At 61.3% G+C, this 14,880-nt stretch carries 16 protein-coding genes, 1 tRNA gene and 1 pseudogene; 11 read left to right on the forward strand and 7 right to left on the reverse strand.

Annotation, left to right across the window (positions count from 1 at the left end; all coding sequences use genetic code 11):
- Positions 1-347 precede the first annotated feature (347 nt).
- Positions 348-632, forward strand: a complete 285-nt coding sequence (locus QP413_RS10335) for a carbohydrate-binding protein (protein ID WP_369194122.1) — start codon at positions 348-350, stop codon at positions 630-632.
- 238 nt (positions 633-870) lie between these two features.
- On the opposite strand, the gene QP413_RS09260 is transcribed toward QP413_RS10335, so the two are convergent.
- The 3 genes from QP413_RS09260 to QP413_RS09270 all read right to left on the reverse strand — a co-directional run bounded on the left by QP413_RS09260 (position 871) and on the right by QP413_RS09270 (position 3,106).
- Positions 871-1,023: a hypothetical protein gene (locus QP413_RS09260; protein ID WP_012360680.1), complete on the reverse strand. Its 153-nt coding sequence runs from the start codon at positions 1,021-1,023 to the stop codon at positions 871-873.
- 195 nt (positions 1,024-1,218) lie between these two features.
- Entirely contained in the window at positions 1,219-1,902 is a 684-nt protein-coding gene (locus QP413_RS09265; RefSeq protein WP_070759077.1) for a response regulator transcription factor, read from the reverse strand.
- A gap of 31 nt (positions 1,903-1,933) precedes the next feature.
- Positions 1,934-3,106 (reverse strand): ATP-binding protein, encoded by a 1,173-nt coding sequence (locus QP413_RS09270; protein ID WP_284781529.1) that lies wholly within the window; start codon positions 3,104-3,106, stop codon positions 1,934-1,936.
- Positions 3,107-3,278: 172 nt separating this feature from the next.
- Between QP413_RS09270 and phoU the strand changes: the two genes are divergently transcribed.
- From phoU to QP413_RS09300, 6 genes are all read left to right on the forward strand, one after another.
- Positions 3,279-4,001: a phosphate signaling complex protein PhoU gene (gene phoU / locus QP413_RS09275; RefSeq protein ID WP_284781530.1), complete on the forward strand. Its 723-nt coding sequence runs from the start codon at positions 3,279-3,281 to the stop codon at positions 3,999-4,001.
- A gap of 242 nt (positions 4,002-4,243) precedes the next feature.
- Positions 4,244-5,353: a phosphate ABC transporter substrate-binding protein PstS gene (gene pstS, locus QP413_RS09280; protein ID WP_070759080.1), complete on the forward strand. Its 1,110-nt coding sequence runs from the start codon at positions 4,244-4,246 to the stop codon at positions 5,351-5,353.
- Between the two features lie 153 nt (positions 5,354-5,506).
- Positions 5,507-6,472, forward strand: coding sequence for a phosphate ABC transporter permease subunit PstC (gene pstC, locus QP413_RS09285; protein ID WP_284781531.1), 966 nt, complete (start codon positions 5,507-5,509; stop codon positions 6,470-6,472).
- 4 nt (positions 6,473-6,476) lie between these two features.
- Positions 6,477-7,676, forward strand: coding sequence for a phosphate ABC transporter permease PstA (gene pstA, locus QP413_RS09290; RefSeq protein WP_284781532.1), 1,200 nt, complete (start codon positions 6,477-6,479; stop codon positions 7,674-7,676).
- A gap of 150 nt (positions 7,677-7,826) precedes the next feature.
- Positions 7,827-8,606, forward strand: a complete 780-nt coding sequence (gene pstB, locus QP413_RS09295) for a phosphate ABC transporter ATP-binding protein PstB (RefSeq protein WP_284781533.1) — start codon at positions 7,827-7,829, stop codon at positions 8,604-8,606.
- Positions 8,607-8,799: 193 nt separating this feature from the next.
- Entirely contained in the window at positions 8,800-9,801 is a 1,002-nt protein-coding gene (locus QP413_RS09300) for an LLM class flavin-dependent oxidoreductase (protein WP_284781534.1), read from the forward strand.
- Here QP413_RS09300 and QP413_RS09305 read toward each other — a convergent pair.
- Positions 9,728-10,915, reverse strand: coding sequence for an AbrB family transcriptional regulator (locus tag QP413_RS09305; RefSeq protein ID WP_284781535.1), 1,188 nt, complete (start codon positions 10,913-10,915; stop codon positions 9,728-9,730). The two genes, QP413_RS09300 and QP413_RS09305, sit on opposite strands and share 74 nt — an antisense overlap.
- A gap of 13 nt (positions 10,916-10,928) precedes the next feature.
- Positions 10,929-11,207, reverse strand: a complete 279-nt coding sequence (locus tag QP413_RS09310; protein ID WP_012360697.1) for a DUF3618 domain-containing protein — start codon at positions 11,205-11,207, stop codon at positions 10,929-10,931.
- A 115-nt stretch (positions 11,208-11,322) separates the two neighbouring features.
- Between QP413_RS09310 and bcp the strand changes: the two genes are divergently transcribed.
- The 4 genes from bcp (at position 11,323) to QP413_RS09330 (ending at position 13,538) form a co-directional block, all read left to right on the forward strand.
- A complete protein-coding gene (gene bcp, locus QP413_RS09315) occupies positions 11,323-11,811 on the forward strand; it encodes a thioredoxin-dependent thiol peroxidase (protein ID WP_284781536.1) in 489 nt (162 codons plus the stop codon).
- Positions 11,812-11,898: 87 nt separating this feature from the next.
- A tRNA-Leu gene (locus tag QP413_RS09320) sits at positions 11,899-11,980 on the forward strand.
- 623 nt (positions 11,981-12,603) lie between these two features.
- Complete coding sequence (locus tag QP413_RS09325; RefSeq protein WP_284781537.1) at positions 12,604-13,176, forward strand: TetR/AcrR family transcriptional regulator; 573 nt, start codon at positions 12,604-12,606, stop codon at positions 13,174-13,176.
- Positions 13,176-13,538: a DoxX family protein gene (locus QP413_RS09330; protein ID WP_284781538.1), complete on the forward strand. Its 363-nt coding sequence runs from the start codon at positions 13,176-13,178 to the stop codon at positions 13,536-13,538. The genes QP413_RS09325 and QP413_RS09330 overlap by 1 nt, the downstream gene beginning before the upstream one ends.
- Before the next feature lie 464 nt (positions 13,539-14,002).
- Here the strand turns inward: QP413_RS09330 and QP413_RS09335 are convergent.
- Together QP413_RS09335 and QP413_RS09340 are read right to left on the reverse strand one after the other, a co-directional pair.
- A pseudogene (locus QP413_RS09335) lies at positions 14,003-14,282 on the reverse strand (IS3 family transposase); the annotation flags it as partial.
- Positions 14,283-14,340: 58 nt separating this feature from the next.
- On the reverse strand, positions 14,341-14,880 hold a 540-nt coding region (locus QP413_RS09340; protein WP_284781539.1), incomplete at its 5' end, for an IS3 family transposase.

Genomic DNA, 14,880 nt, shown 5'->3' on the forward strand with positions numbered 1-14,880 from the left:
TGGCTCACAATGAACATCCTCTCCTACGGACACAACATCCGTACAAGTTGGGTGTCCACTAAACGAGGGTAACCTCAGAGCACCATGGATAAGCCAACCCCCACCCCAGCAGACGTAGCAAAGCTCACCACGAACAAAAACCCGGACGCGCCGGGCAACAGGAGATCATCCAAGAGCTACAGCACGACGGGGTAATCCCAGCTCCCAACTACAGCAGCATCGAAAGCGCCCGTGCCGCTGACGAAGACATCGCCGCGTGGGTTGATCCGGGCACATCCCACCCCCTGATGTATCCGCGCGGGGCAGTCATGATGCACCAGGGCCAAGTCTGGGAATCCGGAGTAGATATGAATCATTGGACTCCGGGTGCTCCAGGTGTTTACTCGCCGGTGTGGAGGGATGTCACTGAGTCGGTACGTCCCCGGAAGGAGGTGGCCGAGCACGCAGACGACTCTATCGATGCGGTAACACCTGATGTGTTGGTTCCGTCTGCCTATTCGGACGGTAGGGATTACGCTGCTGGCGACGTGATTGTTTATGACGGTGGGGTTTACGAGTGCACTGGGGATCACCATGCAGCCGCGGGGTGGACGCCTGTGACGGCGCATGCGTACTGGAAGAAGATTCGCTAGGACTTCTTCGTTGCGGTCGGCGCGTTCGGTACTGGAGAGCCTGGCCGACCAACTTGCCAGGCCTTCACCTCCTCCGCATCCCATAGCGGCGTCATCCTGTTAACTTCACCGACTTTCTCAGGGGGCATGCCCCGGCGTACGTACGAGCGCCACGAGGATTCAGTAATCCCACAGTGAGCTGCGCACTCCCTGATCGTCCAGAGCACCGCCCCTGTTTCTGGGTTCGTGATTAGTGGCCTCACTTGTCGTCACCAGAGTTAAGCGAGTCGACGAGGTTCCATGCAGATGCCCCGCAAATGGCGGCAATAAGCACCTTGGAGGGTTTTTCACTCCTCGCGTAGATGATGGCAGTGACAAATCCCGCGAGTGCGCTGATGGTGCGCAGATTCATGATCTGCTCCTATCTTTTGTTCGGTAGTGTTGGAGGTAGCCCCTCCCAGGGGTTATTTCTTCCATCCCTGCCAGACCTGGATTGTCTGGAGTATAACGGCAATGATTGAACTGCTCCCCCATTAGTTGGACTGAAAAATCAGTTACCAACTAGTGAGGAGCAGTTCAGTTCCCCTGCCGGGGGATTTCTTTATGCCTAGGCGTTGAACTTATAACCGAGCCCGCGCAGGGTCACCAGCAGCTCCGGCTTCGAAGGATTCTCCTCAATCTTCGTGCGCAGCCGCTTGACGTGGACGTCGAGCGTCTTCGTATCACCCACGTAGTCCGAGCCCCACACACGGTCGATCAGCTGGTCACGGGTCATCACCCGCCCGGCGTTGCGCACCAGCATCTCCAGCAGCTCAAACTCCTTCAGCGGCAGCTGCATATCCTCCCCACGTACCGTGACCACGTAACGGTCCACGTCCACGCGCACTCCCCCGGCCTCCAGCACAGTGCTGCCACCCTCCGATCCCTGGGCCTGACCACGGCGCAGTACCGCCCGGATACGGGCCAGCAGCTCACGGGAGGAATACGGCTTCGTCACGTAATCGTCCGCCCCCAGCTCCAGGCCGACGACCTTATCGATCTCCGTATCCTTCGCCGTCAGCATGATGATCGGAACCATGGACTTCGCCCGGATCGCCCGGCATACTTCAGTCCCCGGCAAGCCTGGCAGCATGAGGTCCAGCAGGATGATGTCCGCGCCGTGCAGCTCAAACATCTCGACAGCCTTCAGGCCGTCCTCCGCGATCGAGACGTCATAGCCCTCCCGCTCCAGCAGGTAGGATAGCGGATCGGACAGGGACTCCTCGTCCTCAACCAACAGAATCTTCGTCATTTTCCTTATTCCTCTCTCACGTACCGACGGTCTAGCCGCCAGCAACTACTTCGCTGGATGCTTCGTTGTCGTACCGCCGGTCCTCATGTGCGAGCGGCAGGAGAACCGTGAACGTCGAACCCTCACCCTGCCGGCTCCAGACCTTGATCTTGCCGCCATGCGTGGCGATGATGTGCTTCACGATCGACAGCCCCAGGCCGGTGCCGCCAGTGTTGCGGGACCGCGCCTTATCCACCCGGTAAAAACGCTCAAAGATGCGGTCCGTCTCCTTCGAGCTCATCCCGATGCCGTGGTCCGTCACGATCACCGCCACGGAATTGCCACGTCGCTCAGTACTGATGCCGACCTCGGTGTCGGCACTGGAGTAATTGACTGCGTTATCCACCAGGTTGCGCACTGCCTTAGCCAGCAGATCGAAGGAGCCCTCTACCCGCAGGTCGGGGCTTAGCACGACGTTGATCGTGATGTTCTTGGATTCCGCGTTCGTCCGTGCCCGGTCGATCGCCTCCTCCACCACCTCGGCCACCTCAATGACAGCAGAGGACTCGAGCCCCTCGTTGTCCTGGACCTGGGAGAGGTCGATGATCTCCTGCACCAGGTGGACCAGCCGGGTGGATTCCTTCTGGATCTTGCCCCCGAAGCGGTGCACCGCCTCCGGGTCATCGGAGTAGTCCGTCACGGCCTCGGCCAGCAGGGAGATCGCACCGATGGGGGTCTTCAGCTCGTGGGATACATTGGCCACAAAGTCGCGGCGCACAGCCTCAACGCGGTGGAACTCCGTCTCGTCATCGCACAACACCAGCACATAGCCCTTACCCAGTGGGGCGACGCCCGCGTGCAGGAAGCGGCGGGAGTATTCGTTCGCGTCGTGTTTAATGACGAAGTTGACGTCCTCGTAAATACGACGATCCGCCACCCGGGCCACCGTCTCCTGCAACTGCGGTGAACCAAAAGCTGGACCGTCGACCAACCCCAGGGCGTAGGCCGCGGTGGAGGCCTTGATCACCTCCCCGTCCGAGTCAATGACGACGGCGGCGCTGGGAAGTGCAGCTAGGACCTCGTCCATCCCCGCTGGCAGCCCGTCGTCCGGGTCCTCTTCGACGACCTGGCGGCGACGCCCCACTGCCCGAATAACGAGACTGAGCACAACACCTAAAACAACGCCGACCGCACCAGCGATAAGCGAAATGAGCAACACATCCACGCCCCCACTCTAAACTGCAAGCAGGCGGCTGACCACGGCGCGGGTGGGGCTGAGCGCAAGGTTTCGTGTGGAATTCACACCACTGAAACTCCGAGTTCACCTCCGGCTGCAAGCCTCGTCTTTGATTGCCGTGGGTCTCGCCCACACTGGATTTGTACAGAAAGGACCTCGAGTGCGCGAAGTCTTCCGCAACGAACTCGAATCTATCGCAGACAGCCTCGTCGAAATGGCCGAGAAGGCCACCTCCGCCATGGAAAAGTCCGTGGAGGCGCTGCTGAATAATGACCTGGAGCTGGCACAGCAGGTCATCAGCGATGATGATTCCATCGACGGCATGCAGGCCGACCTGGACCAGCGCTCCGCAGAAGTCCTTGCCCTGCAGGCCCCAGTCGCCGCCGACCTGCGCGTGGTTATTTCCGCGCTCAAGATGTCCGTGGCCATCGAGCGTATGGGCGACCTCGCCCGCCACATCGGCTCCCTGGTGCGCATCCGTTACCCGGAGAACGCCCTCCCGGATCAGTTCCGCGACGTGTTCACGCACATGGGCACCACTGCCGTGCGCATCGGGCGTGCCCTCGTCCAGCTGCTCACCGAGCCGGGAACCTCCGCCGTCCCGATGATCGCCGCTATCGACGAGGAAATGGACACGCTGCACCTGCGGGTGTTCACCATCATCGGCGAGCTGGCGCGCAGCGAGATCTCCCCGAGCCAGATCGCGGATGTCACCCTGGTCTCCCGCTACTTCGAGCGCTTCGGCGACCAGGCGGTCAACGTCTCCCACCGCGTGGAGTACCTGCTGACCGGCAGCTTCGAGCCGACGCTCGCGAGCATGTACGACACCCAGAGTGGTCGCAAGCCACTGACCGACACCCCGGCGGAGGGCGAGCAGAGCTAAGCCGCTCCCCTGGCGCGGCAGCACGCGACACCGCGAGTATTTTCTGGCCCGGGTTTGTTAACAAACCCGGGCCAGAGGCGTCTTCACAACAAAAAAGACTCCAAAAATAGCCCCTGAGCTGGAAGAACCAAAACTTCACCTAAGGTTCACCTGAAAGGGAAGCGGTCGTCACCCACGCCTTTTATCTTTTCATTCGTATCGGGGAAACCCCGCACGTAGTTGAAAGAAGAAAGGCCCCTTAAGTGAAGCTCAACCGCCTCGCTCCAGCTGCAGTCCTGACTGCAGCCGCTCTCACCCTGACCGCCTGTGGCGGTAACTCCGCCACCGGCGACCAGGAGGCTGGCTCCGGCAACGACGGCCAGCAGGTCTCCGGCAGCCTCGTTGGCATCGGCGCATCCTCCCAGAAGGCCGCCATCCAGGCGTGGACCACCGACTTCTCTGCTCAGAACTCCGGTGCGAACATCAACTACTCCCCGGATGGCTCTGGTGCCGGCCGCAAGCAGTTCCTGGCAGGTAAGGCCGACTTCGCTGGCTCCGATGCCTTCATGGATGAAGACGAGATCTCGCAGTCCAAGAAGGTCTGTGGCGAAAACGGCGCATTCGAGTTCCCGGTCTACGTCTCCCCCATCGCCATCGCCTTCAACCTCAAGGGCGTGGACAAGCTGAACCTCGACGCTGCCACCGCGGCGAAGATCTTCGCTGGCAAGATCACCAAGTGGGACGACCCGGCGATCGCCGAGCTGAACCCGGAGGCAGACCTCCCGGACACCAAGATCACCGCCGTTCACCGCTCTGACGAGTCCGGCACCACCAAGAACTTCACCGACTACCTCAACAAGGCCGCTGAGGCCGAGTGGCCGCACGAGGCCGCCGAGGAGTTCCCGGCTGAGTACGGCGGCGAGGCCGCACAGGGCACCGACGGCGTCGTTTCCCTCGTCGCAGACACCGAGGGCGCGATCGGTTACGCCGACGCCTCCGCCATCTCCGACGACATGGGCAAGGCCGCCATCAAGGTCGGCGAGGACTTCGTCGAGTACACCCCAGAGGCTGCAGCCAAGGTCGTCGACGAGTCCCCGGTTGCCGAGAACCGCCACGAGGGCGACATCGCCGTCGAGCTGAAGCGCGACATCGACGCCGAGGGCGCTTACCCGATCGTCCTGGTCTCCTACCACATCGTCTGCTCCAGCTACGACAGCCAGGAGAAGGTCGACCTGGTCAAGGCCTGGGAGAACTTCGTTATCAGCGAGGAGGGCCAGCAGTCCGCAGCGGACAACGCCGGCTCCGCCCCGATCTCCGACGAGCTGCGCGGCAAGATCACCAAGGTCCTCGACCAGATCGAGGTCAAGAAGTAACAGCGCTGCGTCCCTGACGCTCGCATCCTAAACACGAGGCTGGGTTGGTCTTTCGAAAAAACCTCTCGAATGACCAACCCAGCTTCACGTGCGAATTAACCATTTTGATTTGCACCCCATACCACCCCTCACCCACCCCGCACAGGAGCTCTCTTGTCAGCTGACACAGCCACCGCTGCGCCCACGAAGCAGGCAAAGAAGGGAACCGTCGTGAGGCCCGGGGACAGAATCTTTTCTTTCCTCGCCCTCGCCGCCGGCGTCCTGATCCTCGCCATCCTCGCCGGTGTCGCGTTCTTCCTCTTCCTGCAGTCCACGGACACCATCAAGGCGTCCTTCGACGACCCGTCGACCATCACCGGTGGCCGTGGCTTCCTCCCCTACGTATTCCCGCTGATCATCGGCACGTTGATCTCCGCGATCATCTCCCTGATCGTGGCCACCCCGTTTGCCATCGGCATCGCCCTGTTCACGACGCACATGGCACCCCGCAAGCTGGCCCCGGTGCTGGGATACACGATCGACCTGCTGGCTGCCATCCCGTCCGTCGTCTATGGCCTCTGGGGTCTGGCACTGTCCAGTAGCTTCGTCCCGCTCTACGAGTGGTTCGCGAAGTACCTCGGGTGGATCCCGATTTTCTCCGCGGACGACGACGGCGCTGTCTCCCAGACCGGCCGCACCCTGCTCACTGCCAGCCTGGTGCTGTCCATCATGATTCTGCCGATCATCACCTCTCTGGTCCGCGAGGTCTTCCTGCAGACCCCGCGCCTGCAGGAGGAAGCGGCCCTGGCTCTCGGCGCGACCCGCTGGGAAATGATCCGCATGGCCGTGCTGCCTTTCGGTATCTCCGGCATCGTCTCCGCCGTGATGCTGGGTCTCGGCCGCGCACTCGGTGAGACCATGGCGGTGGCCATGGTGCTCTCCTCCGGTGGTCTCATCGTCTCCCTGCTGCTCTCCGGTAACCAGACCATCGCGGCAGAGATCGCGCAGAACTTCCCCGAGGCAGCGGGCCTGCGCATGTCCGAACTCATCTCGATCGGCCTGGTTCTGTTCACCATCACCCTGATCGTGAACATGACCGCGCGCTGGATCGTCGCACGCACGACCGTCAAGGGGCACTGATCTCATGGTTGATAAGAAGAACACCGCGACCGCTGAAAACCCGCGCGAAGTCACCCAGGCCCGTACGAAGGGCAACAGCAGCGCCTCACACCTAGTCACCAACCACCTGCCGAAGTGGGCCCCCTACGCCATCGTGGCTGGCTCCGTTGTCGCCGCGATCGTCGCCACGGCCCTCATCTCGGATGGTTTTTCCATCGCCCTGGCCGCGTTCCTGGCCGGCCTGTTCAACCTGGTGGTGACCTTCGCCTGGTCCGCTGCTGTCGAGGGTAAGCGCAAGGCCGTGGACCGCGTGGCCACCGTGCTCGTCTCCTCCGCCTTCGCCCTCGCGCTGGTGCCGCTGATTTCCCTGCTGTGGATGGCCATCGAAAAGGGTGGCCCGGTGCTGATCGAAAACAGCTCCCTGCTGAACCGCTCCATGGAGGGCATGAAGGGCATCTACGATAAGGAGTTCGCGGCCGGCGAGTCCGAGCTCATGGGTGGTTTCCACCACGCGATCGTCGGTACCCTGCTGATCACCCTCGCCGCGGCGATCATCTCCATCCCGATCGGTGTGCTCTGTGCGATCTACCTGGTGGAGTACGCCAACGATAAGAAGTCCGGCGCGCTCGGCCGTGCCATCACCTTCTTCGTGGACGTCATGACGGGCATCCCGTCCATCGTCGCTGGTCTGTTCGCGTTCTCCCTGTTCTCCACGGTGATCGAGCTGGTCGCCCCTGAGAACCTGACGGCCGCCAAGTCCGGCATCTCCGCCGCCGTGGCGCTCTCCGTGCTCATGATCCCGGTTGTGGTTCGTAACACGGAGGAGATCCTGCGACTGGTGCCGCACGACCTGCGCGAGGCCTCCTACGCCCTGGGCGTGCCAAAGTGGAAGACCATCATGAAGATCGTTCTGCCGACCGCGATCTCCGGCATCCTGTCCGGCATCACCATCGCCATCGCTCGTGTTATCGGTGAGACCGCCCCGATCATGGTCACCGCGGGCTTTGCCGCGAGCGTGAACTGGAACGTCTTCTCCGGCTGGATGTCCACGCTGCCGACCTTCATCTACGACTCCGTCACCCGCCCGACCGCACCTGGTACCGCAGCAATCGCGTCCACCGACCGCGCCTGGGCCGCAGCCCTCGTGCTGATCGTCATCGTGATGCTCCTCAACCTCGGCGCCCGCATCCTGTCCAAGCTGCTCGCCCCGAAGTCCGGCCGCTAAAGCTACCGGGAGATGTCGATCCCAGGCTCGACCCCGGGGGCAACACCCCGAAAAGAAGAACTTAATCACCCACGCCGAGCCGGCGACGTCCCAAAGAAACCGGCTCCCCGCCCACCCGAAGCGGTGCGCACACAAAACACTGGAGGAAAAATGTCTAAGCAAATCGACATCGAGGATCTGAACATCTTCTACGGCGATTTCCGCGCGGTCGAAGGGGTGTCCATGACCATCGAGCCGAAGTCCGTCACCGCGTTCATCGGCCCGTCCGGCTGTGGTAAGTCCACCGTACTGCGCACCCTGAACCGCATGCACGAGGTCATCCCGGGTGCCCGTGTCGAGGGCAGCGTGAAGATGGACGGCAAGGACATCTACGGCGCTGGCGTCGACCCCGTCAACGTCCGCCGCGAGGTGGGCATGGTCTTCCAGAAGGCCAACCCCTTCCCCACCATGTCCATCCAGGACAACGTGCTGGCCGGTGTTCGTCTGAACAACAAGAAGCTCTCCAAGTCCGCGGCCGACGAGCTGACCGAGAAGGCACTGCGTGGCGCGAACCTTTGGGAGGAGGTCAAGGACCGCCTGGACAAGCCGGGCTCTGGCCTCTCCGGCGGTCAGCAGCAGCGCCTGTGCATCGCGCGTGCCATCGCCGTGGAGCCAGAGGTCCTGCTCATGGACGAGCCGTGCTCCGCGCTCGACCCGATCTCCACCTTGGCTATCGAGGACCTGATCAACACGCTGAAGGACCGCTTCACCGTCGTCATCGTGACCCACAACATGCAGCAGGCCGCGCGTGTGTCCGACAAGACCGCGTTCTTCAACATCGCGGGTGCCGGCAAGCCGGGCAAGCTGATCGAGTTCAACGACACCAAGCAGCTGTTCAGCAAGCCGGATAAGGAAGAGACCCAGAACTACATCTCCGGCCGCTTCGGCTAAACCTGCGCTGGGGCTTCTTAAAGGGGTCTGTCGGGACATTCCCGGCAGGCCCCTTTTCCCATGCTTGCCCAGGCGCACGAACCGACCACGGGCCCCAAGCTCGAGCGAACAATACTCGCACGCACAGCCCAGCTGACGGGCTCAACCTCGGCGGCCACCCCGTCACTTGCTGCTCGGTGGTAAGACGGTGGTGATGACTAACTCGAATCACACCCCACTGTCCCTGATCGACTTCGCGCTGATCTTCGACGGCGAACGCCCCGGCGCCTCCTTCGAGCGCTCCGTGAGCTTCGCCCAGCGCGCCGAGCAGCTCGGCTTCAAGCGCATCTGGTACGCCGAGCACCACAACATGCGCTCCATCGCCAGCTCCGCGCCGGCGGTGCTCATCGCCCACGTCGCGGCGAACACCAACTCCATCAACCTGGGCGCGGGCGGCGTCATGCTGCCGAACCACTCCCCTCTCGTGGTCGCCGAACAGTTCGGCACTCTCGCGGAACTGCACCCGGGTCGCATTGACCTGGGCCTTGGCCGGGCACCTGGCACCGACCAGAACACCCTCCGCGCCCTGCGCCGCGACCCGCGCAATGCGGAGAACTTCCCCAGCGATGTCGCCGAACTCAACGGTTACCTCACGGACCGCTCCGTCATCCCAGGGGTGCGGGCGGTCCCTGGCGCGGGGACGAACGTTCCGCTCTACATCCTCGGATCCTCCCTCTTCGGCGCGCAGCTAGCCGCGAAGCTGGGCCTGCCTTACTCCTTCGCCTCCCACTTCGCGCCGGCCGCGCTCGAGCAGGCGGTCAGCGTGTATCGGGAGAATTACCAGCCCTCCCCGGAGCACCCGGAGCCCTATGTGATCGCCGCGGTGAACGTCACCGCCGCCGATACCGAGGAGGACGCGCTCGAGCAGCACAAGCAGGTCGGCCGCAAGCGCGTCCGGGAAATGGCTTCCCGCGGCGGGCGCACCTTTACCGACGAGGAGTTGGATCTGGTGATCCAGTCCCCCGGTGGTCAGCAGATTCTCGACATGCTGCGTTACACCGCGGTCGGCACGGGCGAGCAGGTGCGGGAGTACCTCGAGTGGTTCACCCAGCATGCCCAGGCCGACGAGCTGATGATTTCCCTTAACGCGCCGTCGGGCGATCAGCAGCGTCGCGGGATGGAGATCCTGGCTGACGCGTGGGGCTTGTCCTCCTAAGCCAGTCGATCACCGTGGGGGCAAACGCCCCTGCGATGAGCATCACCAGGACGCGCAGGACCTGCACCACCGTCACCAGCGGATCGGAGCCCGAATCGTGGGCGAAGGCCAGCACGGCGTACACTCCGCCCGGGACGGTGGCCAGGTAGGCGTCCAAAATATCGAAATCGCTGGTCCACGCGATGAACCAGCCGGTGGCCAACGAGCTTGCCACCATGAGCAGCAGCACGCCCAGCAACATCGGTAGTGCCGCGCTGAACTGCCGCAACGCGCCCTTGGTGAGGGTGCCGCCAGCCTGGATGCCGATGATCGCATAAGCCAGGTTCACGACCAGCCCCTCGGGGAGCACGAACTCCTGGGGCACACCCGCGGCGATCGCGGCCACGACCACGGCCATGGAGACAATCAGGTAGGGGCTGGGGATCTTGAACAGCGGGGCGGTGGCCTTCACGATCAGCCACACGATCAGGCCGACCGCCAGGGCTCCCAGCACTCCCTGCCAGGGGGTACGCCAGAAGCTCCCCGCGGCGGCCACCACCCCGTCCCACAGGCTTGGGTCCGCGGCACCGGCAGCCTCCCCCGCACTGCCCGGGCCAACGCTGTCGGCGCCCGGAGCGTCCGAATAGGTGGACAACCACGCAACCAGGCCTGGCAGGGTAAACACGATCACCGTGAGCCGCAGGTACTGCGTCAGGGTGACGAACTGTACGTCCGCGCGCACATCCCGGGCGATCAGCACCATCCCGGAGGCCCCGCCCGCGAGGGTGGCCAGCAGACCGGTTGCGCCGTCCACCCCGTTGACGCGGTGCAGCAGCCACGCCCCGAAGGCGCACACCACAAGCGTGACCACCAGGGAAAGCGCGGCCGGAGCCAGATAACTGGCCACCTGGCCGCCACTGACGGTAGCCAAGGGACCTGCGCACAACATCGCGATGAGCACCTGGGCGGGCGTCATCAAAAAGGCAGGGGGAATCGTCGCCCGGCCGCTGAACACGGCGTCGGCACCGAAAACAACGAGAAAAGCAAAAATCCACGCTGCGGGAACCCCGATGGCGGTGCACAGAAGTGCCAACGCCAGCGAGATCGCGCTCAGCGTGGAAATTCGACCTAACAAGCCGAATCTTCAGTTAGCGAGTGGAAGCGAGCAGGCGCTGGATCTCGCGGACCTGCTTCTTCTCCTTACGCTTGGAGGAAACGGTTGCGGCGACCAGCAGGACGACACCAGCGGCCACCCCTCCCAGCACCATCTGAACCTTCGGCTCGCGCAGGAAATCGGAGACCTGCCCACGAGCGTCATCTGCGAGGTTCTTCGGATCGGCGCGAAACGCGAGTTCGTCCAGCGTCTTGGCCAGCTGGTTGCGGGTGCGCTCAATGTCACGCTCGATAGCGTCGATACTCCGTGCCACGGACATACTCCCTAAAAGACGGTAAAAATCAGTCGTTTCTTCTGAACAATTGTAGAGGATACGCAGCCATCGTGTGCGAAAGCCCACGGCTAGGCATCCGCGTAGGCTGGGCGGCATGACGAAGAACAACGACACAGCAAACATCCGCCTCGCCGAGGGCGACGAGGCTCCGGGCTTCGCACTCACCTCTGACAAGGGTGAGACGATCGATCTGAAGGACTACCGCGGCAAGAAGGTGCTCGTGTACTTCTACCCACGCGCCAACACCCCGGGCTGCACCAAGGAGGCCTGCGACTTCCGCGACAACCTGGCTCAGCTGAATGACCAGAACATCGACGTGGTGGGCATTTCCCCGGATAAGCCGGAATCCCTGGCGAAGTTCCGCGACAAGTACGAGCTGACCTTCCCGCTACTCTCCGACCCGGACAAGGCCGTGATGACGGCCTATGGCGCCTTCGGCGAGAAGAAGAATTACGGCAAGCTCGTGCAGGGCGTGATCCGCTCCACCTTCCTCGTCGACGAGGAAGGCAAGATCGCCCTGGCCCGCTACAACGTCAAGGCCACCGGGCACGTCGCCCGCATCATGAAGGAGCTCGAGGCCTAGGACGTCGCCCCGGTGGCCGTTGCCAGTTCGGTTGCGGTCCCGCGGCGTTGCTATAGTGTTCCTAGCCGTGGCGGGTCACCGCCACCTGCGCCTGTGGCGGAATTGGCAGACGCGCTGGATTTAGGTTCCAGTGTCCTAGGACGTGGGAGTTCAAGTCTCCCCAGGCGCACTCGTCAACACCTCGTGACTATGCAGGTCACGAGGCGTTTTGCTTTCCGCACTCGTTACGCCACGTGGTCAAAATTTCGCCCATTTTCCGCCCAGTTAGACCTAACCCCGTGTCGAAAAGATGCAACTGGTTGTCGAGAATGATGGACTGGTCCGCTTACCCCCCGCTGCCGCCGCACCCGCATGACATTTGCCACCAAGGCGACAAGCAGTGACGCGGCAGTATGGCGAAGGTCATGGCACGAGATAGCCGGCGGGAGAGATTCTCTGCCCGCATGTGCCACGCCATCGCCGGGGCTGTACTGTAGGCGCACCCACGGCAGGGTCGCGGTCGCCGTTTTGCCGGAACGGATCATGTGCCGGGTTGGGTCATCACACATAGGCAGTACCCACGTGATCGGCGTCCCCTGCCGCGAATGAGTCGCGGGATGAGCTCGCAGGATTATCGACCAAGCCTCGTCAATTCCTGAATCCATTGACTAGGGAAGCCCATCTAGCAGAAACATGTAGCCATAACTCCCCTCGTTGCAAGCAGGATATCCGTCCGACCCCCGATAACAGTCATGTCTTCGGATACCCACGTCACTACTTGACCATAGATTGATGCAGCGATACGCTTTGAACGTGTTCAGTGAACAGGTTCAATCAAATCGTGCCACTCGAAAGCAGACGACACGCAATAAGGTCTTAGATGCCGCCTATGCCCTTTTTGCGTCAGCCGGGTACGCAGATACAAATGTGCGCGCCATCGCACAGAAGGCCAACGTCAGCGTTGGAACCGTTATGAATGTCGGGAGCAAGCAGTCGTTATTAATTCAAACCATCGGACATCGAATCACCATGATGCACGATGAGCTCCGCGGACAATCAGACAACCTTATCGACGTTCTCGCTCCGTTCCTGAAAATGTTTACCGGTCAGGAAGAACTATCAAAAGCGTATGGCGCCGCCCTAATTACCCAAGGAAACAACGGGGAGACACTCAACGAGCTTCGAACTCTCTTGGTAGATGAAATCGTTTTGCGCCTGGGCAACATGCTCCCTAAAGATGACGCTCAAGAGTTCGCGACAATCCTTTACAACATCTATCTTGGCTTACTTCTTGGCTGGGCGGCCGGTGCATACGACACTGACGAACTATCCATTCACGCCAACAGTTCCATCTCCCGTCTTAAAATCGCGTACGGAGTAAACTAATGATTCTCGAATCTTCACCTGCTTGGCCCTCCATCATTCTTGCCGCCATTTTGTTCGGAGACGCGGCACTCTCGCTCAAACCCGCAGCATTCATCGAGGCCTGTCTCAGAGGAGTACGACTCCCCGCAGAGTGGTGGTGGACGCTTATCGTTATCAAGTGCCTAGCAGCAAGCGGGCTCATTATTGGGCTCTGGATACCAGGCATTGGAATAGCGACGATGGTTGGAGTCATCGCCTACTTCTGCACTGCCGCAATCGCACATATCCGAGCCAAATTTATAGGTAGCGAGTTTTGGGTGAATTGCTTAGGGATGCTCGCCATCTCGCTAGGCGCTCTAATCGCAACACTACTGATAGCCTGAGACCACCATTTGACCGATTGCATCCACCCATTGAGGAGCGCCGTTGCCCGCGCCGGGCGACCTACCGCGATTGTTGGGGACCCGCTGACCGCCTACCGCCTCGCCAGCCTGCCCAAAGGGCATGAGCAGCTTACCTGGGAACAGGAAGCGGCTACGGCTACCGTTCGGGTGCCAACAACACGAGAAGGCCCCAGCCGATTGTGAACTGGTCCCGACAGTTGGACTGGTTTAATTCTAGGCGGTTGGGGGTTCAAGGGTCTGATTCCGATATTGCATCGGGGTCAGGTCCAGGTGACTTACAGTGCCGGTGTAGGAAACATAGGGCCTGCGCTGGTGGAGCTTGGCCCGAAGATCCATCTGGTGCATGAGTTTGTCAATCAGTTTGTGGTTGCCCACCCAGCCTGGCTACGTAGGTCAGGCAGGACCCTCATGTGGTCGTAGCGATGTTTGTTTCGCTTGAATCCCTCCTGGATCGCCTGCTTGAGTGCCGCGTGCGTGTCCGGCTTGCTGAGTCGTTTTGGCGGTAGAAGAATGTCGTATGGTGCATACCCACTGCTTCGAGGAGGTACTACAAGCGGTGTTGCGACGTGAGGATGACAATTGCCTGGACCTTCAGGCGCGTCCCTGGCTCCTCAAGTCCCGCAATTTTTTTAGATAAGCGCTGTCCGCTTCCAGTCGCGCTACCTGACGGCGCAGCTTGTCTTCCTCGGTGAGAACCTTCGGTGCGGCTGAGTCTTTGGGCCTGTTATGTCATTGACACCGTCGGTAGAGCGTGCGATGTGAAGTGCTCCGGGTTTTGTTCCTAGGCATTTGCCTTGATTTCTATTTTCTCGTGATTTGGATTGCCAGTCCAAATCTCTGCTTCTACCTCTGTCGGCGTACGGTAGCCGAGACTTTGGTGAAGCCGTGATTCGTTCCACCACGAGACCCACTCAAACGTCGCGATCTCAACATCAACCACGTCAGTCCACGACCGCCTATGAATGAGCTCATTTTTGTAAGAACCATTGACGTTCTCGGCCAAAGCATTGTCGTAGGAGTCACCGACTGTCCCAGTAGAGGCAGTGATTCCATGCTCAGCAAGGCGCTCATTGTAGACAATGCTCACATACTGCGAGCCGTGGTCTGAATGGTGAATCAGTCCCGTTGTTTCCTTTGCGCATACAATCGCCTGGTTGAGTGCTTGTAGTGGCAACGCTTCCGTGCGCATCGTATCTGATAATGCCCATCCGACAATTTTGCGGGAGTACACATCGGTGACAAAAGCGGTGTAGACGAACCCATTACCGGTACGGACGTAGGTAATGTCAGCCACCCATAACCGATTCGGTCCAGCGGCACG

This window comes from Corynebacterium sp. UMB4614 (genome assembly GCF_030217065.1).
Taxonomy (GTDB): Bacteria; Actinomycetota; Actinomycetes; order Mycobacteriales; family Mycobacteriaceae; genus Corynebacterium.

Bases quoted from the DNA above. Each gene is read 5' to 3' on its own strand.
- QP413_RS10335 (WP_369194122.1), top strand. From the start codon at position 348: ATGAATCATTGGACTCCGGGTGCTCCAGGTGTTTACTCGCCGGTGTGG.
- QP413_RS09260 (WP_012360680.1), bottom strand. From the start codon at position 1,023: ATGAATCTGCGCACCATCAGCGCACTCGCGGGATTTGTCACTGCCATC.
- QP413_RS09265 (WP_070759077.1), bottom strand. From the start codon at position 1,902: ATGACGAAGATTCTGTTGGTTGAGGACGAGGAGTCCCTGTCCGATCCG.
- pstA (WP_284781532.1), top strand. From the start codon at position 6,477: ATGGTTGATAAGAAGAACACCGCGACCGCTGAAAACCCGCGCGAAGTC.
- pstB (WP_284781533.1), top strand. From the start codon at position 7,827: ATGTCTAAGCAAATCGACATCGAGGATCTGAACATCTTCTACGGCGAT.
- QP413_RS09300 (WP_284781534.1), top strand. From the start codon at position 8,800: ATGACTAACTCGAATCACACCCCACTGTCCCTGATCGACTTCGCGCTG.
- bcp (WP_284781536.1), top strand. From the start codon at position 11,323: ATGACGAAGAACAACGACACAGCAAACATCCGCCTCGCCGAGGGCGAC.
- QP413_RS09330 (WP_284781538.1), top strand. From the start codon at position 13,176: ATGATTCTCGAATCTTCACCTGCTTGGCCCTCCATCATTCTTGCCGCC.